Annotated in this window: 19 protein-coding genes; 7 read left to right on the forward strand and 12 right to left on the reverse strand. The window is 70.6% G+C overall.

Annotated elements, in window-relative coordinates:
- Positions 1 to 19: 19 nt before the first annotated feature.
- Positions 20 to 2,791, reverse strand: a complete 2,772-nt coding sequence (topA, locus tag LWP59_RS36440) for a type I DNA topoisomerase (RefSeq protein ID WP_144644237.1) — start codon at positions 2,789 to 2,791, stop codon at positions 20 to 22.
- 229 nt (positions 2,792 to 3,020) lie between these two features.
- Here topA and LWP59_RS36445 point away from each other — a divergent pair, with 229 nt between their 5' ends.
- Positions 3,021 to 3,851, forward strand: a complete 831-nt coding sequence (locus LWP59_RS36445; RefSeq protein WP_144644239.1) for a trypsin-like serine peptidase — start codon at positions 3,021 to 3,023, stop codon at positions 3,849 to 3,851.
- Here LWP59_RS36445 and LWP59_RS36450 read toward each other — a convergent pair.
- Positions 3,829 to 4,419 (reverse strand): hypothetical protein, encoded by a 591-nt coding sequence (locus tag LWP59_RS36450; protein ID WP_144644241.1) that lies wholly within the window; start codon positions 4,417 to 4,419, stop codon positions 3,829 to 3,831. The two genes, LWP59_RS36445 and LWP59_RS36450, sit on opposite strands and share 23 nt — an antisense overlap.
- Positions 4,420 to 4,527: 108 nt before the next feature.
- Between LWP59_RS36450 and LWP59_RS36455 the strand changes: the two genes are divergently transcribed.
- Positions 4,528 to 4,911 carry a TipAS antibiotic-recognition domain-containing protein gene (locus tag LWP59_RS36455; RefSeq protein WP_229858406.1) on the forward strand — a complete coding sequence of 128 codons (384 nt, stop codon included), beginning with the start codon at positions 4,528 to 4,530 and terminating at the stop codon, positions 4,909 to 4,911.
- On the opposite strand, the gene LWP59_RS36460 is transcribed toward LWP59_RS36455, so the two are convergent.
- Complete coding sequence (locus LWP59_RS36460) at positions 4,901 to 5,497, reverse strand: hypothetical protein (protein ID WP_144644245.1); 597 nt, start codon at positions 5,495 to 5,497, stop codon at positions 4,901 to 4,903. The two genes, LWP59_RS36455 and LWP59_RS36460, sit on opposite strands and share 11 nt — an antisense overlap.
- Before the next feature lie 135 nt (positions 5,498 to 5,632).
- Positions 5,633 to 7,924, reverse strand: a complete 2,292-nt coding sequence (locus LWP59_RS36465) for a sodium-translocating pyrophosphatase (RefSeq protein ID WP_144644247.1) — start codon at positions 7,922 to 7,924, stop codon at positions 5,633 to 5,635.
- A gap of 240 nt (positions 7,925 to 8,164) precedes the next feature.
- Here LWP59_RS36465 and LWP59_RS36470 point away from each other — a divergent pair, with 240 nt between their 5' ends.
- Positions 8,165 to 10,981, forward strand: a complete 2,817-nt coding sequence (locus LWP59_RS36470) for a DEAD/DEAH box helicase (protein ID WP_186383565.1) — start codon at positions 8,165 to 8,167, stop codon at positions 10,979 to 10,981.
- Here LWP59_RS36470 and LWP59_RS36475 read toward each other — a convergent pair.
- The 8 genes from LWP59_RS36475 to ssd all read right to left on the reverse strand — a co-directional run bounded on the left by LWP59_RS36475 (position 10,948) and on the right by ssd (position 17,468).
- Complete coding sequence (locus LWP59_RS36475) at positions 10,948 to 11,574, reverse strand: bifunctional DNA primase/polymerase (protein ID WP_144644250.1); 627 nt, start codon at positions 11,572 to 11,574, stop codon at positions 10,948 to 10,950. The genes LWP59_RS36470 and LWP59_RS36475 overlap by 34 nt on opposite strands.
- Positions 11,575 to 11,922: 348 nt before the next feature.
- A complete protein-coding gene (locus tag LWP59_RS36480; protein WP_144644253.1) occupies positions 11,923 to 12,264 on the reverse strand; it encodes an Rv3654c family TadE-like protein in 342 nt (113 codons plus the stop codon).
- Complete coding sequence (locus tag LWP59_RS36485) at positions 12,251 to 12,616, reverse strand: TadE family type IV pilus minor pilin (RefSeq protein WP_144644256.1); 366 nt, start codon at positions 12,614 to 12,616, stop codon at positions 12,251 to 12,253. Before LWP59_RS36485 ends, LWP59_RS36480 begins: the two co-directional genes overlap by 14 nt.
- A complete protein-coding gene (locus LWP59_RS36490; RefSeq protein WP_144644259.1) occupies positions 12,616 to 12,843 on the reverse strand; it encodes a DUF4244 domain-containing protein in 228 nt (75 codons plus the stop codon). The genes LWP59_RS36485 and LWP59_RS36490 overlap by 1 nt, the downstream gene beginning before the upstream one ends.
- A gap of 33 nt (positions 12,844 to 12,876) precedes the next feature.
- Positions 12,877 to 13,461 (reverse strand): type II secretion system F family protein, encoded by a 585-nt coding sequence (locus tag LWP59_RS36495; protein WP_144644260.1) that lies wholly within the window; start codon positions 13,459 to 13,461, stop codon positions 12,877 to 12,879.
- A complete protein-coding gene (locus tag LWP59_RS36500; protein WP_144644263.1) occupies positions 13,458 to 14,225 on the reverse strand; it encodes a type II secretion system F family protein in 768 nt (255 codons plus the stop codon). The genes LWP59_RS36495 and LWP59_RS36500 overlap by 4 nt, the downstream gene beginning before the upstream one ends.
- Entirely contained in the window at positions 14,222 to 15,412 is a 1,191-nt protein-coding gene (locus tag LWP59_RS36505; RefSeq protein ID WP_144644266.1) for a TadA family conjugal transfer-associated ATPase, read from the reverse strand. The genes LWP59_RS36500 and LWP59_RS36505 overlap by 4 nt, the downstream gene beginning before the upstream one ends.
- Positions 15,413 to 16,391: 979 nt before the next feature.
- Positions 16,392 to 17,468, reverse strand: a complete 1,077-nt coding sequence (gene ssd, locus LWP59_RS36510; protein ID WP_191334884.1) for a septum site-determining protein Ssd — start codon at positions 17,466 to 17,468, stop codon at positions 16,392 to 16,394.
- A 425-nt stretch (positions 17,469 to 17,893) separates the two neighbouring features.
- On the opposite strand from ssd, the gene LWP59_RS36515 reads away from it, so the two are divergent.
- From LWP59_RS36515 to LWP59_RS36530, 4 genes are all read left to right on the forward strand, one after another.
- Positions 17,894 to 18,724 carry an HAD family hydrolase gene (locus tag LWP59_RS36515; RefSeq protein WP_144645893.1) on the forward strand — a complete coding sequence of 277 codons (831 nt, stop codon included), beginning with the start codon at positions 17,894 to 17,896 and terminating at the stop codon, positions 18,722 to 18,724.
- Positions 18,725 to 19,249: 525 nt separating this feature from the next.
- Complete coding sequence (locus LWP59_RS36520) at positions 19,250 to 21,058, forward strand: glycoside hydrolase family 3 protein (RefSeq protein WP_229858407.1); 1,809 nt, start codon at positions 19,250 to 19,252, stop codon at positions 21,056 to 21,058.
- Positions 21,055 to 22,296 carry an exo-beta-N-acetylmuramidase NamZ family protein gene (locus tag LWP59_RS36525; RefSeq protein ID WP_144645891.1) on the forward strand — a complete coding sequence of 414 codons (1,242 nt, stop codon included), beginning with the start codon at positions 21,055 to 21,057 and terminating at the stop codon, positions 22,294 to 22,296. The genes LWP59_RS36520 and LWP59_RS36525 overlap by 4 nt, the downstream gene beginning before the upstream one ends.
- Positions 22,297 to 22,303: 7 nt before the next feature.
- Entirely contained in the window at positions 22,304 to 24,052 is a 1,749-nt protein-coding gene (locus LWP59_RS36530) for a serine hydrolase domain-containing protein (protein ID WP_144645889.1), read from the forward strand.
- Positions 24,053 to 24,181 lie beyond the last annotated feature (129 nt).

Below are 24,181 nucleotides of genomic sequence, written 5' to 3' on the forward strand. Positions count from 1 at the left end.
TCGAACGCCTGTTCGGCCGCTACTTCTTCGCGGTTGCCTTCTTGCGGGCCGGAGCCTTGCGCTTGGGCGCCGGCCCCTTCGCCCGCTTCTCGGCCAGCAGCTCGGCCGCCCGCTCCGCGGTCAGCTCCTCGATGCTGTCGCCCTTGCGCAGGGTCGCGTTGAACTCCCCGTCGGTCACGTACGGGCCGAACCGGCCGTCCTTGACCACCATCGGCTTGCCCGACACCGGGTCGTCGCCCAGCTCCTTGAGCGGCGGCTTCGCCGCGCCCTGCCGGCCACGCCGCTTCGGCTCCGAATAGATCTTCAGCGCCTCTTCCAGCGTGATCGTGAACAGCTGGTCCTCGGTCTCGAGCGACCGCGAGTCCGTGCCCTTCTTCAGGTACGGGCCGTAGCGGCCGTTCTGCGCGGTGATCTCGTCGCCGGACTCGGGGTCCTTGCCGACCACCCGCGGCAGTGACAGCAGCTTCAGCGCGTCCTCGAGCGTGACGGTCTCGACCGACATCGACTTGAACAGCGAACCGGTCCGCGGCTTCGGCTTCTTCGCCTTGCTGCTCTTCTTGGCTTCGGCAGGCTCCTCGGGCTCCGGCAGCACCTCGGTGACATAGGGCCCGAACCGGCCCTCCTTCGCCACGATCTCGTGCCCGCTCACCGGGTCGGTGCCCAGGGGACGGCCCTCCTGCGGCGTCGCGAACAGCTTCTCCGCGATCTCGGCGGTCAGCTCGTCGGGCGGCAGGTCCTCGGGCAGGTTCGCCCGCTGGGACTTGTCAGCGGTGTCTTCACCGGCTCGCGCGGTGTTTCGTTCCAAGTACGGCCCATAGCGGCCGACCCGCACGTAGACCGTGCGGCCTTCCTCGTCCTGGAACAGCGGGATCGAGTTGATCTCGCGGGCGTCGATGTCCTCGACACCCGTGCCGACCAGCTTCTTCAGCCCGCCCAGCCGGCCGATCGAGCCGTCCACGCCCATGTCGCCACCGAAGTAGAACTTCGACAGCCAGCGGGTGCGCTGCTCGTCACCGGAGGCGATGCGGTCGAGCTCGTCCTCCATCGCCGCGGTGAAGTGGTAGTCCACCAGCCGCTCGAAATGCCGCTCCAGCAAGCCGATCACCGCGAACGCCACCCACGACGGGACCAGCGCGGAACCCTTCTTCCACACGTAGCCGCGGTCCTGGATGGTGTTGATGATCGACGCGTACGTCGACGGGCGGCCGATGCCCAGCTCCTCCAGCTTGCTGACCAGGCTGGGCTCGCTGTAGCGCGGCGGCGGCGAGGTGGTGTGGCCGTCCGGGGTCAGCTCCGCGGCCGTCAGCGCCTGGTCCTTGGTCAGCTGCGGCAGGCGGCTCTGCTTGTCGTCGGCCTCGCCGCCGCTCTCGGTGTCGACCGCCTCGACGTAGGCCTTGAGGAAGCCGGGGAACGTGATCGTGCGCCCGGAAGCGGAGAACACGCACTCCTCGCCGGTGCTCGCCGTACCGGCGATCCGGACCGACATCGTGGTGCCCTTGGCGTCGTTCATCTGGGAGGCGATGGTGCGCTGCCAGATCATCTCGTAGAGCCGGAACTCGTCGGCCTGCAGTTCGCCCGCGACCTGGCCCGGGGTGCGGAACACCTCACCGGCAGGGCGGATCGCCTCGTGCGCCTCCTGCGAGTTCTTCACCTTGCGGGTGTACTGCCGCGGGCTCGGCGAGACGTACTCCGAGCCGTACAGGTCCGTCGCCTGGTTGCGGGCGGCGTTGATCGCCGTCTCCGACAGCTGGGTCGAGTCCGTACGCATATAGGTGATGTAGCCGTTCTCGTACAGCCGCTGCGCGATGCGCATCGTCCGCTCGGAGGAGAACCGCAGCTTGCGGCCGGCCTCCTGCTGCAGCGTCGAGGTCATGAACGGCGCGTAGGGACGCCGCGTGTACGGCTTCTCCTCGACGCTGGTGACCTTGAAGTCCCGGCCCCGCAGCGCCTCCGCCAGCCGCGTCGCGTCGGCCTCGCCGAGCACGCGGACGTCCTTCGCGGATGCCTTGAGCTGTCCGTCCGGACCGAAGTCCCTGCCGGTGGCCAGGCGGGCCCCCTCGACGGAGAGCATCCGCGCCGGGAAACTGCGCGGGGTCGCGTCGGCGCCCGCGTCCATCGTCGCGGCGATGTCCCAGTACGAGGCCGAGGTGAAGCGCATCCGCTCCCGCTCGCGCTCCACGATGATCCGGGTCGCCACGGACTGCACGCGGCCCGCCGACAGCTTCGGCATGACCTTCTTCCACAGCACCGGCGAGACCTCGTAGCCGTAGAGCCGGTCGAGGATGCGACGGGTCTCCTGCGCGTCGACGAGGTCGGCGTCGAGGTCACGGGTGTCGGCCGCGGCGGCACGGATGGCCTGCTCGGTGACCTCGTGGAACACCATGCGGCGCACCGGCACCTTGGGCTTGAGGGTCTCCAGCAGGTGCCAGGCGATCGCCTCGCCCTCGCGGTCGGGGTCGGTGGCGAGGTAGAGCTCGTCGGCGTCCTTGAGCAGGCTCTTGAGCTCGGTGACCTTGCTCTTCTTGTCCGGGCTGACGACGTAGAGCGGTTCGAAGTCGTGGTCGACGTTCACCCCGAGCCGCGCCCACGCCTCGCCCTTGTACTTGGCAGGCACGTCCGCCGCGCCGCGAGGCAGGTCGCGGATGTGCCCGACCGAGGACTCGACCACGTAGCCGCTGCCGAGATAGGGAGCGATCTTGCGAGCCTTGGTGGGCGACTCGACGATCACGAGCCGTCGACGGCCGGCGCCGTTCGTCGCCTCGGCGTCGTTCTTCTTCGTCCGTGTTGCCACGCTGTCCGCTCTCCGCTCATTCCCGTCGCCGTCCCGCGACGCTGTTCAACCAGCCAGTGTGCACGCTGCGGGCCGGTTGTGTCCGCCCAGGTGGCGCAACACGCCGTCCTTCGTGTGTCATGCGCATCGGCGCCGACCCGGACAGCGTTTCCTTTCCACACCTAGCACGTGACGGGCGCCACGCGCTTTGCGGGGTCTCTTGGTGACTGTTCGACTACGCTCCGGCGTCATGGTCCGCCGTTGCCTTTTCGTCCTGTCCGTGCTGGTCCTCGCCCTCGGCGCGGTGCCGGCCTCGGCCGCTCCCGCCGCCGGATACACCGGGATCGTCAAGCTGAGCAACTGCTCGGGTGCTCTCGTCCGAATGCCCGGCGCCCGCGACACCGACCCCGCGCTGGTGCTCACGAACGGGCACTGCGACGAAGCGGGCATGCCGGGCCCCGGCGAGGTGGTGCTCGACCGCCCGGCCCGCCGCTCGATGTCGTTGCTCGCCGCCGACGGCCACGAGCTCGGCACCCTGAACTCGACCAAGATCGTGTACGCCACGATGACCGACACCGACGTCGCGCTGTACCAGCTCGACTCGAGCTACCGGCAGATCTCGTCGCGGTTGGGTGGAAACCCACTCACCGTCGCCGCGTCCCCCGCGGACGTCGGCACCCCGGTCAGCGTGATCTCCGGCTACTTCCGGCGAACCTGGACCTGCTCCATCGAGCGGGTGCTGTACTCGCTGCGGGAGGCGGACTGGACCTGGAAGAACTCGATCCGCTACACCCCCGAGTGCGCCACGATCCACGGCACATCCGGTTCCCCGGTCGTCGACGCCGGCACCGGCGAGGTCGTCGGGGTCAACAACACGGGCAACGACGACGGTTATTCCTGCACCCTCGACAACCCCTGCGAAGTGGACGAGCAGGGCGTCGTCACCGTGCTGAAGGGCCGCTCGTACGGGCAGCAGACGTACCTGCTCGCGGCATGCGTGCGGTCGAGCGAGATCCAGCTGGACCGGCTGGGGTGCGAACTGCCCAAACCCGCCGCGCTCACGCTGCCGTCAGCGGCCTGACCTGCGGCCACACCGATATGGCGGCGGGGGGTGGCGCGCCGATCAGCTCCTCCAGGGTGGCGAGCCTGCGCCGGCCGGTCACCCGCACCGCGGGACCGCCGGCGCGTGGCCCGACGAACCGCGCGGGCAGGCCGAGCTGGCGGCAGGCGTCCGCCAGCAGCGTGTGCGTCCCGGGCGCCTGCTCGTCGACGGCGAGCAGGTAGTGGTTGCCGTTCGGCTGACCGGGCGCGAGCGCCCACAGCCGCAGCGCCCCACCGGTCAGCCGGAAGCCTGTTGGTAATTCCTTCACATCTCCCGTCCCCCAGGCGCGGGCGAGGTGGATCAGGTCGACACGGAAGGCCGTGCGCACGAGCAGCCCGGTCTCGTCCCGCAGCACGTCCGCATGCACCCCGCGCCGGGCGAACTCCGCGGTCAGCGCCTGCGCGCGCCAGGCCTCGCCGACCTCGACGGACAGCCGGGCGGCCGTCCGGCCGAAGGCCACGACCTGCCCCGGGCCGCACAGGACCCCGGCCAGGTCGGCGAGTTCCGGCCCACTCGCCTCCGCGGAGAAGAACGAGATCTGATCCACAGCGTGCAGGGTAGAACACCAGTTCGATTATGCGCGAGCCCCATGCGGAAAAAGCTTGAAGTTGACGCGACGTCAACCTCTACGGTCCGTTTCAAGGCGGGAGGCGAGATGGCGGAGGGGGCACTGTCGATCGCACAGGTCGCGCGGCTCGCGAAGGTGACTTCGCGGACCTGCGGCACTACGACGGCATCGGCCTGCTGCCACCGGCCTACACCGACGACAGCGGGAGGCGCTTCTACCGGCGCGAGCACCTCGGAGCTGGCGAAGGCACGGGTGCCGGTGGACGACGAGCGGGTGCTGGACGCGGTCGCCGGGCACTACGAGTGGATCAAGAACCACTGGACGCCCAACGCGGAGTCCCACGCCGGGCTTGGGCGCGTGTACGCCGAGGACGAGCGGTTCCGCGAGCAGTACGAGGCCGTGCATCCGGGCTTCGCCGACTATCTGCGGGACGCGCTCGCCGCCTTCGCCGCGGCCCGGCTCAGCGAGTAGTGCGAACGGTCAGCTGCTGGCAGACCGGGGCGTGCGCCACGGCGGTCCGCAGGTCGGGGACGGCGTCGAAGCCGGCCAGCAGGTCGAGCTTCGACACCTCGGCCAGCGGGGCGCTGGCCTCGCCGAGCGTCTGCTGGTCGATCGTGGGGTCGTTGCTCGCCGCGTCGAGGCGTTGTTTCGCCGCGGCGGCGCGGGTGCGCACGCCGGTCAGCTCCGTGACGGTGCCGGCCCGCACCGAGTCGCCCTCGGGCACGGGCGAGGCCGGCAGGGCGCGCAGGCCCCGCACTGCGTTGTCCAGCCCGCCGATCATGGACCCCAGCAGGTCGCTGGAGGTCTGCACGGCACGACGCGGGGTGCTCGGGTCGACCGTCGGCATCGTGGCGAGACCGTCGACGAGCGAGCCGACCGCGATGCAGTAGTCGTTCGCCCAGCGCGTGGTCGCGTCCTGACGCTGGACCTCGACCTGGGAGAGCCCAGGGCCACCGGGCTGGATCGCGTCCTGCTGCACGGGCGGACGGCCGCATCCGGCCAGCCCGACGCACAGACCCGTGAGTATCGCCAGGAAACCCAATTTCCCGGGTCGCACGCGAACACCTCCCGACTACGCGATCGGCTTCCGACGGTACCGACCTGGTTGCACCCTGCAAATCCTGCCCCCACCCCACCGGGACGACAACGGGCCCGCCACACTCACGCGCGGCGGGCCCGTTGCGGTTCGAACTCAGGCGGTTTTCGCAGGTTCCTGCGTCTCCGCCGGGGTGTCGGAGATGACCGTGCTGCGCCGCTTCGAGATCACGACGGCCACCACGATGATCACCAACGCGACCAGGCTGATCGCGAGCCGCACGCCGAACGAGGCGTCCGGGCCCACCGAGAACTGCACGATGGCGGGCGCGATCAGCACCGAGACCAGGTTCATCACCTTGATCAGCGGGTTGATCGCCGGTCCTGCGGTGTCCTTGAAGGGGTCACCGACCGTGTCGCCGATCACAGTGGCCGCGTGGGCCTCGGAGCCCTTGCCACCGTGGTTGCCGTCCTCGACGAGCTTCTTCGCGTTGTCCCAGGCGCCACCGGAGTTGGCGAGGAAGATCGCCATCAGGGTGCCGGTCGCGATCGCGCCGGCCAGGTACCCGGCCAGCGCACCGGTGCCGAGGCCGAAGCCCACGGCGATCGGGGCGAACACCGCGAGCAGACCCGGCGTCGCCAGCTCCCGCAGCGAGTCGCGGGTCACGATGTCGACCACCCGGCCGTACTCGGGACGGGTCGTGCCCTCCATGATCCCGGCGATCTCGCGGAACTGGCGGCGCACCTCGTACACCACAGCGCCCGCCGCGCGGGACACCGCGTTGACGGCCAGACCGGAGAACATGAACACCACGGCCGCGCCGATCATGACGCCGACGAGGGTGTTCGGGCTGACGATCGTGTCGATGAACGACTTCACGCCGTCGGCGGTCGTGCCGATGGTGCTCAGCGCCTTGGTGATCGAGTCCTGGTACGACCCGAACAGCGCCGTGGCGGCGAGCACCGCGGTCGCGATCGCGATGCCCTTGGTGATCGCCTTGGTGGTGTTGCCGACCGCGTCGAGCTCGGTCAGCGTCTGCGCGGCGGCCTCGTCGACGTCGCCGGACATCTCCGCGATGCCCTGCGCGTTGTCCGAGACCGGGCCGAAGGTGTCCATCGCGACGATGACGCCGACGGTGGTGAGCAGGCCGGTGCCGGCCAGCGCGACGGCGAACAGCGCGATCGCGCCACCGAGCAGGTAGGCGCCGAACACGGCGGCGCCGATCACGAGCGCGGTGTACACCGCCGACTCGAAGCCCACCGAGATGCCCGACAGGATGACCGTCGCCGCACCGGTTTCCGAGGTCTTGCCGACGTTCTTCACCGGACCGTGCTCGGTGCCGGTGTAGTAGCCCGTGAGCTTCAGGATGAGGCCGGCCAGCACGATGCCGATGATGACCGCGACCGTGGCGATGACCGCCGGGTTGCCGTCGTTGGCGTACTGCTCGCCGAAGGCGGCGAACGAGCCGGGCAGGAACACGAACGCGGCGATCGCGCACAGCACCGCGGAGATGACCGCGGAGATGTAGAACGAGCGGTTGATCGTGACCAGGCCGCTCTCGTTCGACCGGGCCCTGGTGATGTAGACACCGATCACCGCGGTGATCACGCCGATGGCCGGCACGATCAGCGGGAAGATCAGGCCGGACGCGCCGAAGGCGGAGCTGCCCAGGATCAGCGCGGCGACCAGGGTCACCGCGTAGGACTCGAACAGGTCCGCGGCCATGCCGGCGCAGTCACCCACGTTGTCGCCGACGTTGTCGGCGATGGTGGCCGCGTTGCGCGGGTCGTCCTCGGGGATGTTCTGCTCGACCTTGCCGACCAGGTCGGCGCCCACGTCGGCGGCCTTGGTGAAGATACCGCCTCCGACACGCATGAACATCGCGATCAGCGCGGCACCGAAGCCGAAGCCTTCGAGCACCTTCGGCGCCTGCCCGGCGTAGGCGAGCACGACGACCGCGGCACCGAACAGGCCGAGGCCGACGGTGCCCATGCCGACCGCGCCGCCGGTGCGGAACGCGATGCGCATGGCCTTCTCGCGCCCGCCGGACTCCCGGGAGGCCGCCGCGACGCGCAGGTTCGCCCGCGTCGCGAGCCACATGCCCAGGTAGCCGATGGTGAACGAGAACACCGCACCGATGAGGAAGAAGACCGAGCGGCCGATGCGCTCGCTCCAGTCGTCCGCCGGTAGCGCGAAGAGCAGCAGGAACACCACCACGCCGAAGATCGACAGGGTGTTGCGCTGCCGCTTGAGGTAAGCGGCCGCCCCTTCCTGCACTGCCTTGGCGATGTCCTGCATCTTGGCGGTGCCCTGGCCGGCGGCCAGCACCTCCTTGAGCAGGAAGTAGCCGATGACGAGTGCGATCAGGGCGACCACGGCGACCACGGCGGCAATGCCGTAGTCACCTCCGGAGAGCTCAAGGCCCTCCGCGAGGAATTGCCGGGACATCCGTCCTCCTGGAAAACGTCGCCTTCAACCAAAGACGGCTTCACTGTGGACCAGCGATGCCGGCGTTGGCATGGGATGTGCACCACAAGTGGTGTCGGTTTGCCGGAGTGTATTGGTAGCGGTTCTGCCGCGGTCAGGGCGTCCCGCTACGATTACGCTCAGTGTATGTGAGTCTGCTCACGGTGTTCGCCGGATAGCCGCTTTCGGGAGGCTGTCGTACATGTGTGCGATCCTGGATCGGTGGCAGAGATCGAGCGGGCTCGGCGGCTGCTGCGCCGGGTCACGGCCGGCATCCCGGAGTCCGCGAACCCGGTGACACACGTGGCCGAGCAGCCCGCGCGGCCCGCCCGCTGCGCGGAATGGCCTTCCTGGGCGGACGACGGCGTGGTCTCGGCACTGCGCAAGTCCGGTGTGGAAGAGCCCTGGACACACCAGATCGAGGCGGCCTCGCTCGCGCACTCGGGGCGCAACGTCGTCGTCTCGACGGGCACGGCGTCCGGCAAGTCCTTGGCCTACCAGCTGCCGGTGCTGTCGGACCTGGTCGAGGACGGGCGGGCGTGCGCGCTGTACCTGTCGCCGACCAAGGCGCTCGGCGCCGATCAGCTGCGTTCGGTGTCCTCTTTGGACATCGACGGGGTGCGTGCGGCCTCGTACGACGGGGATACGCCGATGGCGGAGCGAGACTGGGTGCGCGCGCACGCCCGGTGGGTCTTCACGAATCCCGACATGCTGCACCGCGGGATCCTGGCCTCGCACGCGCGCTGGTCGCGGCTGTTCCGGAAGCTCGCGTACGTGGTCGTCGACGAATGTCACGGCTACCGCGGGGTTTTCGGCTCGCACGTGGCTCTGTTGTTGCGGCGCCTGCAGCGGGTCGCGCAGTACTACGGGTCTTCGCCGGTGTTCGTGCTGGCGTCGGCGACGACGGCTTCGCCCGCCGAGTTCGCGTCGCGGCTCATCGGCCAGGACTGCGCGGCGGTGGTCGACGACACGTCCCCACGCGGTGCGCGGACGGTCGCGTTGTGGGAACCGCCGCTGCTGGAGGACTTCTCGGGAGAGAACGGCGCGCCGGTGCGCCGCTCGGCGGGCGCGGAGGCGGGCCGGATCCTGGCGGAACTGGTCATCGAGGGCGCGCGCACGCTGGCTTTCGTGCGCTCGCGGCGGGGGGCGGAGCTGACCGCGCTGGGCGCCCGCCGCCTTCTGTCCGAAGTGGACACCGAGCTGGCCGGCAAGGTCGCGGCGTACCGGGCGGGGTTCCTGCCCGAGGAGCGCAGGAAGCTGGAGCGCGCGCTGCTGTCCGGTGAGCTACTGGGTGTGGCGACGACGAACGCGCTGGAGCTCGGGGTGGACATCGCCGGGCTGGATTCCGTTGTGCTGGCGGGATATCCGGGCACGCTGGCGTCGTTCTGGCAGCAGGCAGGCCGCGCGGGCCGGTCGGGTGACGACGCGCTGGTGGTGTTCGTGGCGCGGGACGATCCGCTGGACACGTATCTGGTGCACCACCCCGCGGCGATCCTCGACCGGCCGGTGGAGACCGCGGTGCTGGACCCGGCCAACCCGTACGTACTGGCGCCGCAGCTGGCGTGCGCCGCGGCGGAGCTGCCGCTGACGACGAAGGAGCTGGACACCTTCGGCGGCGAGGCGGCGCGCGAGGTGCTGGACATGCTGGTCGCGGACAAGCTCCTGCGGCGGCGGCCGAGTGGCTGGTACTGGACGTCGAAGGACCGTCCGCAGTACGAGGTCGACATCCGCGGGTCGGGCGGGGACCAGATCGCGGTGGTCGAAGCGGACACGTCGAGGTTGCTGGGGACGGTCGACCCGGGCTCGGCGTGCACGACGGTCCACCCGGGGGCGGTGTACCTGCACCAGGGGTCGTCGTACGTGGTGGACGAGCTGGATCTGGAGGCCGGGGTCGCGCTGGTGCATGCGGAGGATCCGGACTGGACGACGTCGGCCCGCGAGGTCGCGGACATCAGCGTGCTGGCCGTGCACGAGCGGCTCGACTACGGCGGGGTGACGGTGTGCCTCGGCGACGTGGCGGTGACGTCGCAGGTGGTGGGCTACCTGCGTCGTCGCCCCTCGGGGCAGATTCTCGACCAGGTGCCGCTTGACCTGCCGGAGCAGAAACTCGAGACGCGTGCCGTCTGGTACACCATCGCGGACGAGCTGCTGGTGGATGCGTCGGTGGGTGCGGCCGCCGCGGCGGGGCCTCGTCGTGGCGCCCCGGTGGCGACCAACGGGCACGCGGCTGTGAGCGCGCACGCCGCGCCCGGCGGGCACGGTGGAGCGCCCGGTGGGAACGGTGGGGCCGAAGGCGTCGAGGCGGGCGAGAGCCCTGCGGGAACGGGAGCCGGCGCGAGTGGGGCGGGGCCGGCCGAGGAGCGGGTGGGGAGCGGAAGTGTCGGCCGGGACCAGGACCGGGTGCAGGCCGGAGGTGTCGGCCTGGGCGAGCCGGGCTCGACCGCCGAGGACCGGGTGGGGAGCGGAAGTGTCGGCCCGGACGAAGACCGGATGCAGACCGGAAGTGTCGGCCCAGGCGAGCCGGGCTCGACCGCCGAGAACGTGGTGGGGACCGGGGAGTTCTCGGGGACCGAGGAGAGAGGTGGCAGGACGCCGGGGGGCGCTGGGCTGGAGCCCGCGCGCATCCCCGGCGCCCTGCATGCCGCCGAGCACGCGGCGATCGGCCTGCTACCGCTGTTCGCTACGTGCGACCGCTGGGACATCGGCGGGGTGTCGACCGCTTTGCACGCTGACACCGGGGAGGCGACGGTGTTCGTGCATGATGGCCATCCCGGAGGCGCGGGATTTGCCGATCGCGGTTTTGCCGCTCTGGTCCCTTGGCTGGCCGCTACGCGGGAGGCCATTGTCTCCTGCGAGTGCCCGGCGGGTTGCCCGTCCTGTGTGCAGTCACCGAAGTGCGGGAACGGTAACGATCCACTGGACAAGGCAGGGGCGGTGGCCGTACTGGATACCGTGCTCGGGGCGGTGCGTCATCACGGCGGCCGGCACGACCACGTCGTTGTTCCTCAGGCCGCGACGGACGCCACGACCAGCTGCTGAGCCCGTTCCAAGCTGTCGGCCTGGTCGAGCGCACGGGCGAGGACCGCGTGCACCGCATCGGCTTCCGGCAACCGCCAGCCCCACACATCGGGCTTGACCCGCCAGTGCACCACGCCGTGCTGGAACGGGGTGGGCGGCAGCGGAACCCAGCTGCCCACCCCGTGCCAGCGGACCTCACCGCTGGTCGCCAGCCGCTCGGGCAGGGTGTCGGCCACGGTGGTGAGGAACAGCCAGCGGCCGTCCGGCGTCGCGACGATCGGCGCGGGGTGCCCGGTGGCACGAAGCAGGCGCGCGGCGCGCTTGCCCAGTTCGACGTCGACCTCGACGGCGTCGACGACCTTGCCGGTGGCGACCAGCAGGCTGTAGGGGTGGCCGTTCCACCACTCCGCGACCTCGTTGGGGTGTGCCCCGAGCCGGTCGGCCCAGTCGTGGTGCACCGGGACCGGGCCCGACCAGGCCTCGTCACCGGAGTCCGCCGCCGGAGAGGTACCGGGCAGCACCGGCCAACCGTGCCAGGCGAGTCCGATCGCCTCCGCACGCAGCTCGATGCGGAACGCGCCCCGCCAGCTATCCGACCAATCCGTGTCCAACATCTGTAAACAACTCCTCGTTCGCTCCACCGCCCGCGGTGGCTTCTGATCTCAATAAACGGCAACTTGCAGAGTGCCGGTAGTGGGCGGTCGACAACCGGGCGTTACGGAACGACGAGCGAGCGTTGCAACACCGCCCGCGCTGAACACCGTTTGTCGATCACCGTGCGGTGGACAGCGCACCGGACGCCCATCGCCCGATCGTGATCAACGGCACAGTTTCCTCTTTGCTCACAACAGATTCGGGTCGTAAAAACCTCAATCACTGCCCGATCGGACCTACCGCTCGCCGCGCGAGGACGACCGCCCATCCGCTGTAGGCGGTATGTAGTTCGGCGCGCGAACTGCCGTTCATCGTGCGACCGGTCCGGCTCGGGCGTGCGCCGAAGCGACGCCGAGACCGCCCGGCGCATCGGCCTGCACTTCGACGAGCGCGTCCCAGTCCTCGAAACGGCAGCTGACCAGCCGTACCGACATCTCGTCCACCACCGCCCGTGCCCGCGCACACGCGCTCTCGATGCCCTCGTCGGCCCGGCCGGCGGCGGCGAGCGCCGCGAGGTCGGCCGCGTCGGCGGCCCTGTGCCGGGTCACGATGACCGAGCCGAGCGCGAACACCAGTGCCGCGACGACCAGCAGAGCGGCGAGGGCACCCGCGGTCCACACCGTGGCCGAGCCCCGATCATCCCGGAGCATCGGAGACTCCCGGCTCGAGCAGCGCGTAAGCGTGTCCGTGCAGGTGGACCCCGGGCAGCAGGCTGCCGACCGGTTCAGCGGTCACGTCCGTCGTGACCTCGTCACCCGTCACGGCGACCTGCAGTCGAGCACCGGGCACGATCTGGGCCACGGCCTGCTCGGCGAGCGGCCGGTCGCCGCGAGCGATCAGCCGGGCCGCTTCCCGCGCCGCGTCCGCGCATCGGAGCTGCCCGGTCATCGCGACGACCCCGGCGAGGACCAGGCCGAACACGAGGGTCAACGCGCTGAGGGCGATCGCCGCCTCGACCGTGACGGCACCACTGTCGGCCTCGGCCCTCGCCGGCGGGGACATCAGACCGGCACCGACAGGGCGTGCTGGATCATCGAGGTCAGCCAGGAGATGACCGAGTCGCCGGTGACGATGCTGTAGAGCGCCGCGGCGAGCGCGGCTGCCGCCACGGTGCCGACCGCGTACTCGGCGGTGGTCATCCCGTCGTCGGCGACGACCACCGGTCGCAACCAGCGGTGCCACCACCGGACCTTGCGGCGGGCGTGACGGCCGGTTGTCTGCCAGAACATGGGCTTTCCTTTCGAAGGTTCCTTTGTGGACGTTCAGAAGACGGTCAGCCGCCCCGCCAGCCCGATCACGACCGGCACCACTCCCAGGCACAGGAAGGCGGGCAGGAAGCAGAGGGCGAGCGGTCCGGCGATGAGCACTCCGGCGCGTTGGGCCTTGGCCTCGGCTTTGTCCGCCATCGACGTCCGCAGCTGCACGGCCAGCTCCTCGGCAACCGCTGCCAGCGCGCTTCCCGAGCGCGCCGTGCGCTGGGCCGCTCTGGCGAGCTCGGCGGTGCCAGGACCGGCCCGCGCCGGCGCCCAGGCCTCCGCCGGGCCCGCCCCCAGGGAGAGCAGTCCGGCCGTCGCCCGCAGCGCATCGGCCTCAGGTCCGACCAGGCCGTCGGTGACCGCGGAGATCGCGGCCGGCACCGGTAGCCCGGCACGAAGACAGGCGGCGAACAGGTCCCAGGTGGCGGCGAGGCTGAACTCCTCGGACTTCGCTCTCGGCCGGAGCCGGACGGGCAACCTGAACGGCGGCCTTGCTGGGAGGAAGAGGTGGTCGAGCCGGGCACGTGCCGCAGCCTGACCGGGCAGAACCAGCAGGGCCAGGCCGGCGAGCGCCGTGCTCGCGCCGGTCATCGGAGGACTCCCAGTCTGGTGAGACGAGCGGTCCACGCGACCCCGGCGAGGATCAGCCCGGCGCCGAGCACGAACAGGATGTGACCTGCCGGGGTGTCGATCAGGACGCGGAGGGGCCGGGCTCCGACGGCTTCGCCGAGCAGGACACCGATCCCGGGGAGGAACGCCAGCACCGCGGCGCTCGCTCGAGGACCGGCCATGCTCGCGTCGGCTCCGGTGATGAAGCGGGTGGTAGCCACCACATCGCGGCGAACGGCGTCAAGCAGGTCGGCGAGTGGAAGGCCGTGCCGGCGGCTGAGAGCCCAGGCCCTCGCCACCTGCCCTTGTGGTCCGGCGCCATGGGGAAGCTCGACGCCGAATCGGGCCGAGGTCGCCAGCGCTCGCATCGCTGCGGCGGCTTCCGGCGGCGCATCGGTGGCCGCGGCCTCGGCGGCGGTCGCGGGTGGCGCACCGCTGCGCAGCTCGGCCACTGTCGTCCGGAGTGCTTCCGTCAGAGCTGTGGCGGCGGTCAGCTCGGCCTTCATGCGCTTCCTCGACTGACGCTGACGCCATACGGCGAACGTCAGGACGGCCACGGACATGGCTCCCGTCGGCCCCAGCAGGGCGATCGCCGGTAGCGCGGCCAACGGCAGTAGCCATCGAGGATTGAGTCGTGGTCTTTGCCGAGGTTCGCCGGGGATGAGTGCGCAGACGCGGCCGGCGGCGGTTTTGGCTGTGGGCCAGACGAGCAGGGCGGCTGCCGCACAGAGCAGGACGAGTGTCATCGCCGGACCACCCCCTGCGCCGTTGGTAGGTGTACCCCTCGCGCCTCGAGTAGTGCTGTGAGCAGGGGACGCCGTTTGGTCCAGGCGCCGTTGGACCAGACCGGGACAACGCGGACGTCGCCGGTTTCCGTGCGGGTCAGGGTCGCCGCCTCGGCCAGCTGACGTGCGCCTCCTGTGCCGCGGCGCATGTGCAGTACGACCTGAACCGCTGCGGCCAGTTGGCTGTGGAGTGCGGCGCGGGAGAGGCCACCGAGGGCGGCCAAGGCTTCGAGCCGGGCCGGGACCTCCGCCGGGGAGTTCGCGTGGAGGGTGCAGGCGCCTCCGTCGTGGCCGGTGTTCAACGCGTTCAGCAACTGGCAGACCTCGGCTCCACGCACCTCGCCGACCACGAGGCGGTCCGGGCGCATTCGCAGCGCTTGTCGGACCAGGTCCCGCAACGTGACCTCCCCGGCGCCCTCGACGTTCGGCGGGCGGGCGATGAGGCGGACGAACTGTGGGTGCGCGGGTTGCAGTTCACCGGCGTCCTCGACGCAGACGATGCGTTCGGCGGGGTCGACCGCGCCAAGCATCGCGGCCAGCAGCGTGCTCTTGCCGGCCCCGGTGCCTCCCGTGACGAGGAACGCGAGTCGTGCGGCGACGACGGCTTGGATCAGCCCGGCGCCCTCGGCGTCGAACGTGCCGAGTTCGCCGAGTGCGGTGAGGCCGTGCGCTGCCGGGCGGAGCACACGGAGCGAAATGCACGTGCCGTCGGCGGCGATCGGGGGCAGTACCGCATGCAGTCGCACCCGTCCGTGCGGACCGGCGCCGGGCAGCCAGCCGTCCACATAGGGCTGTGCGTCGTCGAGCCGGCGACCCGCCGCGAGCGCCAGTCGCTGTGCGAGCCGGCGGACCGCCTCGTCGTCGGTGAAGCGGATGTCCGTGCGGCGCAAGCCTTTTGGGCCGTCGACCCAGACGTCGGCAGGACCGGCGACGAGGATGTCAGTGGTGTCGGGCTCCGCCAAGAGCGGCTCGAGTGGGCCCACGCCGGTGAACTCGTGACGCAGGGAGCGCAGCGCTTCGAGGACTTCGAGGTGGTCCACGGGACCGCCCGCCTCGGCTCGCACGGCGTCGGCAAGGGCGGCGGGGTCCGTGGCGGGACCGATGCCCGCCAGGCGGAGGCGGACTCGTTCCAGGAGTTCGGCGTTCATGTGGCGGCCTCGGGAGTCGGGGGGTGGTGGCGTGGGGTGCTTTCGTTCCTGGTGGCGTGGAGGGTTGGCGCGGGTGGATCGGCTGCGAAGTGGTTGGTAGGCAAAGGAAGGGACGGTGGGGTGAGTGCGGTGGGCGCCTCGGCGAGTGACTCGTTGGGTGGCGGGTTGGTGGGGTGGGCGGCGGTGCGGGAGGGGGCGGAGGGCGGTGCATCGGACGGCGACGCGTTCGAGGGTGGGGGGTTGAAGGCTGAGTGGTTGGAGGGTGACGCGGCGGAAAGTGGCGCGCAGGAAGGCGGGCGGTTCGAGGCTGAGTGGTCGGCGGGGGATGCAGCGGAGGGTGGCGCGTCCAAGGGCGACGCGGCGGAAGGTGACGTAGCGGAAGGCGGGCGGTTGGAAGGCAGGCAACTGGAGGGCGATGTAGCGCGGGGTGGCGCAGCGGAAGGCGATTCGGCGGCGGGGGATGCAGCGGGGAGTTGCGCCGTCGTGGATGAGGTGTGCGTGGACCGAGGCGGGCAGGTGGTGGGAGGAGTGGGCGCCACGGGAGGGGTGGGCGGAGGTGCCGCCGGACGAGTGGGCGGAGGCGCTGCGGAACGAGCAGGCAGGAATGCCGCAGGGCGGGTCGGCGGAAGTGCCGCGAGATGAGCAGGTAGAAGCGCCGCGGAACGAGTGGACGGGAATGCCGCGGGAGGAGCAGACAGAAGCGCCGCGGAAAGGGTGGGAGGAAGCGCCGCGGAATGAGTGGACAGGAGCGCCGCGGGATGAATCGGCGGAGGCGCCGCGAGACGGGTGGGCGGAAGCGCCGCGGGAAGGGTGGGCAGAAGCGCCTCGGGACGGGTGGGCAGAAGCGCCGCGGGAGCAGCGGGCAGGAGTGCCATGGGAGGAGCAGACAGAAGCGCCGCGGGAGGGGTGGGTGAGGGACGGAGAGGCGGGGCCGGTGGAGGCACGGGCTTGAGGGGCGCCCGTGTCAACGGAGGGGTGGTCATGCGGCCGCCTCGGTCAGGTGGGTGCTCGCGCGGAGTTCGGCGAGGACCGTTCGGGCGGCGGTGATCAGGGGGCCGCGGGGGCGGGGGGCGAACTCGCCGTTTTCGATGTGTCTGTCCAGGTGGCGCTCCGGGGCCATCGACGTCAGGAGCGGGACCCGGGCCGCTACGGCGGCGTCTTCCGGGGCGAGGTCGCATGGGGCGGGGCCCCGGACAACGAGCTTCGCCCTGTCGGCGCGGTCGAACAGGCCCTTCACGACGCGGCGGACGGAGGCACAGGCCCGTAGCTCGGCGGGCATGACCACCACGATGAGATCCGCGCGCGCCACGATGGGGCGGGTGCGGGCGTCGACGTGCCGGGGCAGGTCGCAGACGACGACCTTGCCCGCACGACGACCGGCGTCCACAACGGACGCAAGGGCATCGGCTGTGGGGCCGTCGCCGTCACGGTCGCATGAGACGAAGGGCAAGCGGCCGCGGGGATGGGCGTGTTCGGGCAACGCGTCGCGCAGGGCTTTCATCGAGATGCGACCGCCATCCAGTTGCAGGCTCGGCCAGCGCGCGCCGTCGGTGGATTCCGCGCCCAGCAACAGGTCCAGCCCACCGCCCAGCGGGTCGCAGTCGACCAGGAGTGCGCCGTCCTCGCCTGCGGCCAACCCCAGCGCCGCGGCGAACACCGAGGCACCGGCACCGCCACGACCACCGATCACCCCGATGACGCAGCCGCCGGGCACGATGGGGCCTTCGGCGATGTCAGCGAGGGCACCGATGAGCGCCGACTCCGCGTCCGGAAGGGACAGCACCTGCCGCACCCCCGCGGCGAAGGCGCGCTCCCAGGTCGACGGCGTCGGCGTGCCCTTCGTGACCATGAGGACGTCCCGGCGGAGCGGCAGTTCGACCGCGCCTTCGATGACCTCCTCGTCGATCAGCACCAGCGGCGCACGCGCCCAGGAACGCCCGGCCGAGACCAGGTCCGGGGCGCGTTCGACCTCGCACCCCACGGCTGCGGCGAGCCGCAGGATCTCGTCCAGCAGCGTCTCGTCGGACATGATCACGAGCGGGCGTTCGTCGGTCATCTCAACCCCCGGAAACGGTTGGCAGGAGGAATTTCGGGCTGCACCAACCGTCGCGTGGGCGCCTCGGGGCGGACAAGAAGGAGTTGCCGGAGCTGTGGACAACTGGGGTGTTGTGGACAACTGCAACTCGCAGCCGCAGACAATTCCGCGGGCAAGGAGGCCGGGAAAGGAGGCGACCCCCGCCAGGGGGAGGGACGGGGGCCGCCAGCGGTTCAGCCCCGGGGGGTCGGGCTGAACCAGGCCGGTGAGAACCGGACGACCTCACTCTAACGCCGTGATCGGCGGTTCCACCCGGCTTCGGCCACCCACAATTCGATAACGTCACCAGCAATCGTTTTCCAAGAGCGGTAACGAATTTTCCCGCGCCGCGGCGCGCGTGTGGTCGCCTGGCGGGCCCGCGGGCCGGAAGCTTCTATCCTGAGCAGGTGGCAGAACCGATCAGCTCACCGGCGAGCGCAGCGCGCGTCGCGGCCTTCTTCGATCTCGACAAGACGATCATCGCGTCGTCCAGTGCGCTCGCGTTCAGCAAACCGCTGCTGCGCCAGGGCCTGATCAGCAGGCGGGCGGCGCTCAAGAGCGCCTACGCCCAGCTCGTCTTCTCCCTCTCCGGCGCCGACGAGGACCGCACCGAGCGGATGCGCGCCGAGATCTCCGCGCTCTGCACGGGCTGGGACGTCGCCCAGGTCCGCGCGATCGTCAACGAGACCCTGCACGACATCGTCGACCCGCTCGTCTACGCCGAGGCGGCCGAGCTGATCGCCTCGCACAAGGCGCAGGGCCACGACGTCGTCGTGCTGTCGGCCGCGGGCGAGGAGGTCGTCACGCCGATCGCGGCGATGCTCGGCGCCACCCGCAGCGTCGCCACGCGGATGGAGGTTGTGGACGGGCGTTATTCCGGGCAAGTGGATTTCTATTGCTACGGCGAGCAGAAGGCCGTCGCCGCCAAGCAGCTGGCCGCCGACCACGGCTACGACCTCGCGAGCTGCTTCGCCTACACCGACTCGAGCACCGACATACCGATGCTCGAGGTCGTCGGAAACCCCTTCGCGGTCAACCCGGACCGGGCGCTGCGCCGGCTCGCCGTCGAGCGGCAGTGGCCGGTTCTGATCTTCAGCAACCCCGTTTCACTGCGCAGCCGCATCCCCGCTCCCTCCCCCACGGCTCTCGCCGTCGGCGTCGGCATCGGCGCGATGGCCGCAGCAGGCGTGACCTGGTACGGACTGGCCCGGCGCAAGCGCGGTGACCAGCAAGCGTAGTCGCTCAACGTGGCCTCATCACCGGATCGAGTCTCTGTACCGGTGCACCCGATAGACCCCTTGAAGTGACGGCGGTCACTGGGCTACAAAGTGAGTGCGGACATCTTGTCGGCCAGGGAACGGGACGAGGATAAGCCCCGATCCACCCCGAGAGATCTCCGTGCGCGGACCTCCAGGCACCCACGCGCAGCGAGCCGCGGGAGGCTTGTCGTCAAGGGACTGCGTACCGGGACGCCGGACGCCGAGTCCAGGTAGGTACGACACGAGTTGCACGCTTGGTCACCTGAGCGGTCCGCGCGGGCGGGCGCCGCCGGTTCTTGCCGGCGGCGCCCGCGCACGTTCGGGGGGTGGTTCCCCGATGCAGTCGTTCCGACGCCGCCGCACCGCACGAACGCCGCGTCGGGGAACCCGCGCGAATCCGACCAATGGTCGTTGACCTGCCTCCTGGCGAGTGAGTAGCTTCCCGATACCGACTGCTTCCGGTGGAAATATTTCCTCCGCGGCCGGTGCTGGAGGGAGGCGTTCGTGATCCGGAGGAACCATGCGCTCGCCGCGTCCGTTGCCGGACTGCTCGTCGTGACCGGACTGAGCGCCGCCGGAGCGGCGAACGCGCAACCGGCGATTCCGGGTGCGAACCGACAGGCCGTCGCCTGGGCAGCCCAGGCCCTGCGCGGCATGAGCCTCGAGGAGAAGGTCGGCCAGCTGTTCGTCGCCGACGTCTGGGGCAAGGCCGCGGACCAGGCCGACCCGGGCAACCGGACCAAGTACGGAGTGGACACGCCGGCCGAGGTCGTCGAGCGCTACCACCCCGGCGGCGTCATCTACTTCAACAACGCGGGCACGGACAACGTCGATGACCCGGCTCAGGTCGCGAAGCTGTCGAACGGCCTGCAGCGGGCCGCGCTCGGCTCGGGCGCGCACCTGCCGCTGATCGTGTCGACCGACCAGGAGGGCGGGCGGGTCACCCGGATCTCCGCGCCCGCGACCGAGTACCCGGCGAGCATGGCCGTCGGCGCCGGGCGCAGCGCCGAGGACGCGCGGCAGCTCGCCACGATCAACGCCGGCGAGCTGCGGGCGATGGGCATCAACCAGGACTTCGCCCCGGACGCCGACGTCAACTCCAACCCGCTCAACCCGATCATCGGCTCGCGCTCGTTCTCCGCCGATCCCGCGTTGACCAGCCGGCTGGTCGCCGCCGAGGTGGACGGCTACCAGAACTCGGGGCCTGCGACGGAGACGGTCTCCTCCGCGGCCAAGCACTTCCCCGGCCACGGTGACGCCGCGACGGACAGCCACACCGGGCTGCCGGTGATCAGCCGGACCGAACAGCAGTGGCGCGCGATCGACCTGCCGCCGTTCCAGGCCGCGATCAAGGCCGGGATCGACGTGATCATGACCGCGCACATCACCGTGCCCAGCCTCGACCCCTCCGGCGAGCCGGCCACCCTGTCGAAGTCGATCATGACCGGCATCCTGCGCCACGAGCTCGGCTACAACGGCGTCGTCGTCACCGACTCGCTGCAGATGGCGGGCGTGCGGCAGCTGCATCCGGACTCGGAGATCCCCGTGCTCGCACTCGAAGCGGGCGTGGACCAGATGCTCATGCCGCCGGACCTCGGGGTCGCGATCGACGGCGTCCTCGACGCGGTGAAGAGCGGCCGCCTGACCGAACAACGCATCGACCAGAGCGTGCTGCGCATCCTCGAGCTGAAGTTCAAGCGGGGCATCCTGGCCCGGCCGCTGGTCAACGAGCAGGCGGTGCGGCGAACGGTCGGGACACCCGCACATCTGGACCTGATCCAGCAGCTGACCGACCGCACGACGACGGTCCTGCGCAACGACGCAGGCCTGCTGCCGCTGAAGAACCCCGGCAAGATCCTGGTGACGGGCTGGGACAACCCGGCCTATCCCGGCTATCCGGCCGAACCAGTGGCCACGCTCGCGAAACAGCTCGGCGGGACGGCGGTGTCCACCGGCGCGAGCCCGACGGCGGCGCAGATCAGCAGTGCGGTGAGCTCGGCGCAGCAGGCAGGCACGGTCGTCGTGCTGACGAACGGGCTGCGGACGTCCACCGCCCAGCAGGATCTGGTGAACGGCCTCCTCGCGACGGGTAAGCCGGTCGTGGCGGTCACCATCCAAGAGCCCTATGACCCGGGGTACGCGGACGTCCCGACGTGGGTCGCGACGTACGACTGGCGGGACGTGACGATGAAATCCCTCGCGAAGGTCCTGCTCGGGCAGATCTCGCCGCAGGGCAAGCTGCCGGTGTCGATCCCCGCGGGCGACGACACGAACAAGATCCGCTACCCCTTCGGCACGGGACTGACCTGGTGAGCGTCAACCGTCGCGGCTTCCTCGCGGCCGGCGCGCTCGCGACCCCGCTGCTCGCCGGCGGCTCCGGAATCGCCCAGGCCACAACGCAAGGCGTCGTCGTCCCCGCAGCCGACCAGCTGGCCGCGCAGGGCTGGCGCAAGCTCGCCGGGCGCAAGGTCGGCGTGCTGTCGAACCCCACCGGGGTGCTCGCGAACCTCGACCACATCGTCGACTCGATGGTCGCCGCGGGCGTGAAACCCGTCGCGGCCTTCGGGCCGGAGCACGGTTTTCGCGGCAGCGCGCAGGCCGGTGGGTCCGAAGGGGACTACACCGATCCCCGGACCGGAATTCCGGTCTACGACGCCTACGGCGCCACCACCGACAGTCTCGCCGGGATGCTCACCAAGGCCGGAGTGGACACGGTCGTCTTCGACATCGCCGACGTCGGAGCACGGTTCTACACCTACATCTGGTCGCTCTACACGGCGATGGCCGCGACGGCGAAGGTCGGTGCGTCCTTCGTCGTGCTCGACCGGCCCAACCCGGTCGGCGGCAGGGCCTTCGGCCCGATGCTCGACCCCGCCTACGCGTCCGGCGTCGGGCTGAAGCCGATCGTCCAGCAGCACGGCATGACCGTCGGCGAGCTCGCCCGGTTCTTCGCCGGGGAGTTCCTCGCGCCCACCCAGCTCGACCTCGACATCGTGCAGGTCCGTGGCTGGCGGCGGGACATGTTCTTCGCGCAGACCGGCCTGAAGTGGACGCCCCCGAGTCCGAACATGCCGACGCCGGACACGGCGCTGGTCTATCCCGGGTTGTGCCTGTTCGAAGGCACGGTGTTCGCCGAAGGCCGCGGCACGACCCGTCCGTTCGAGATCATCGGCGCACCGGGCGCGGACTGGCGCTGGCGGGAAGCGCTTTCAGCGCTCGCACTGGCGGGCGTCGAGTTCCGCGAGACCTACTTCGTGCCGACGTTCAGCAAGTTCGTCAACCAGACCTGCGGGGGCGTCGAGCTCACCGTCACCGACTCGAACTCCTTCGACGCGATCCGCACGGCGGTGGCGATGCTGGTGACCGCCAAGCGCCTGCACCCCGACCTGTTCGCGTGGCGGCCCGATCTCGCGATCGACAAGCTGTCCGGGTCCGACCGGCTGCGCAAGATGGTCGACGCGGGCGCGGGCGTGGACGAAATCGTCGGATCGTGGCAAGCCGAACTGGCGGGTTTCGCCGCCCGCCGCCGCCCGTACTTGCTCTACTGGTGAGGTCGTCATGCGTATCGGCAAACTCGTGGTCGCGCTCCTCGTCGCGGCCCTGACCCTGCCAGGAGCGAGCGCCATCGCCGAGGTGCACCAGCAGCCGTGGGCGGGCCGGTTCGACCGGCCGCAGCACGGCTTCGCGCCCGCGAACACCGTGCTGCGCGAAGGCAGTCCCAGCGACGCCGGCCTCGACGCGGCCCCGATCCGGGCGGCCGAGCAGTTCCTGACGAGCTGGGCGCAGAACGATCCGGCGACCGGGCATCCGCACTTCTCCGGCGCCGTCGGCCTGCTCGCGCACGACGGCGTGATCGTGGACCGGTACGCGACCGGCCAGGCGCTGCGGTACGCCGACGCCGCGGGCACCGAGCTGCCCGCGGACCAGCAGGTGCCGATGCGCGCGGACACGATCTTCGACATGGCCTCGATCACCAAGCTGTTCACCTCGATCGCGGTCATGCAGCTGGTCGAAGCCGGTCAGGTGGACCTGACCGCGCCGGTCGCGCGGTACCTGCCGGAGTTCGCCACGAACGGCAAGCAGGACGTCACCGTCGAGCAGCTGCTGACGCACACGTCCGGTCTCGACGCCGATCCCACGCCGTCGTTGTGGCAGGGCTATGCCGACATCCCGGCACGGCGCAAGGCGGTGCTCGACAGCCCGCTGGTGCACCAGCCGGGCACGGCCTACCTGTACTCGGACATCAACCTGATGACGCTCGGCTTCCTGGTCGAGCAGCTCACGGGTGCCCCGCTGGACCAGGTCGTGCGCGAGCGCATCACGCAGCCGCTGGGCATGACCGACACCGGCTACAACCCGCCGGCGAGCAAGCTCGGGCGGACCGCCGCGACCGAGTACGAGGCGGACCCGCCGCGCGGGCTGGTCCGCGGCCAGGTCCACGACGAGAACGCCTGGGCGCTCGGCGGCGTGTCGGGGCACGCGGGCATCTTCTCGACCGCCGGGGACATGGCCGTGCTCGCCCAGACGATCCTCGACGGGGGCAGCTACCACGGGGCGCGGATCCTGCGGCCGGACACGGTGCAGCAGATGCTGACCGACTACAACCAGGCGTTCCCCGGCAACGACCACGGGCTCGGGTTCGAGCTGGACCAGATGTTCTACATGGGCGCGCTGTCCTCGCCGGTGACAGCGGGGCACACCGGGTTCACCGGGACCACGCTGGTGATCGACCCGGAGTCACGCTCGATCGCGATCCTGCTGACGAACCGGGTCCATCCGAGTCGGAACTGGGGCTCGATCAACCTCGCCAGGGAAACCTGGGCGACCTCGCTGGCCCGCGCGATGGCGGTGCTGCCGGTGCGCGGGCCCGACGCCTGGTTCAGCGGGATCGGCAATCTCAGCACCGCGACGCTGACGACTCCGGCGTTACATCCGACGGGTGCGACGCGCGTCGAATTCGACGCGTTCGTCGACACGGAGGCCACCGATCCGCTCGTTCTGGAGTCCAGCACGGACGGGATTACCTGGCAGCCGGTGCCGTTACAGGCCTCCGGGCCGGGCGCTCCGGCGGGCACGGTGACGGCGTTGAGCGGACACGGCCATCGCTCCTGGTGGCGGGTGGCGGCACAATTACCGGCGGCCGGTCAGGTGATTCTTCGCTGGCGGTACACGACCGACACCTCGTACACCGGGCGGGGCGTGTCGGTGGACGGTGTACGAGTAACCAGCACCAACGGCATCCTGTTGGACGGTGAACGCCTTTCACCCTCACTCTCCGCAGTTGGATGGGCGCGCAAATCACGATGAATGGCATACACGTTTCACGCATCCAGCGGCATAGCATGCGGCCGGGGACTCCCTAGCACCGGTCGAACGCCGAGGGCTACCGACGATCGTTGGCTGTTTCGGGAACCACAGCAAGTTGCCAAGTCGTTA

The sequence above is a fragment of the Amycolatopsis acidiphila genome, from assembly GCF_021391495.1.
Taxonomy (GTDB): Bacteria; Actinomycetota; Actinomycetes; order Mycobacteriales; family Pseudonocardiaceae; genus Amycolatopsis_E; species Amycolatopsis_E acidiphila.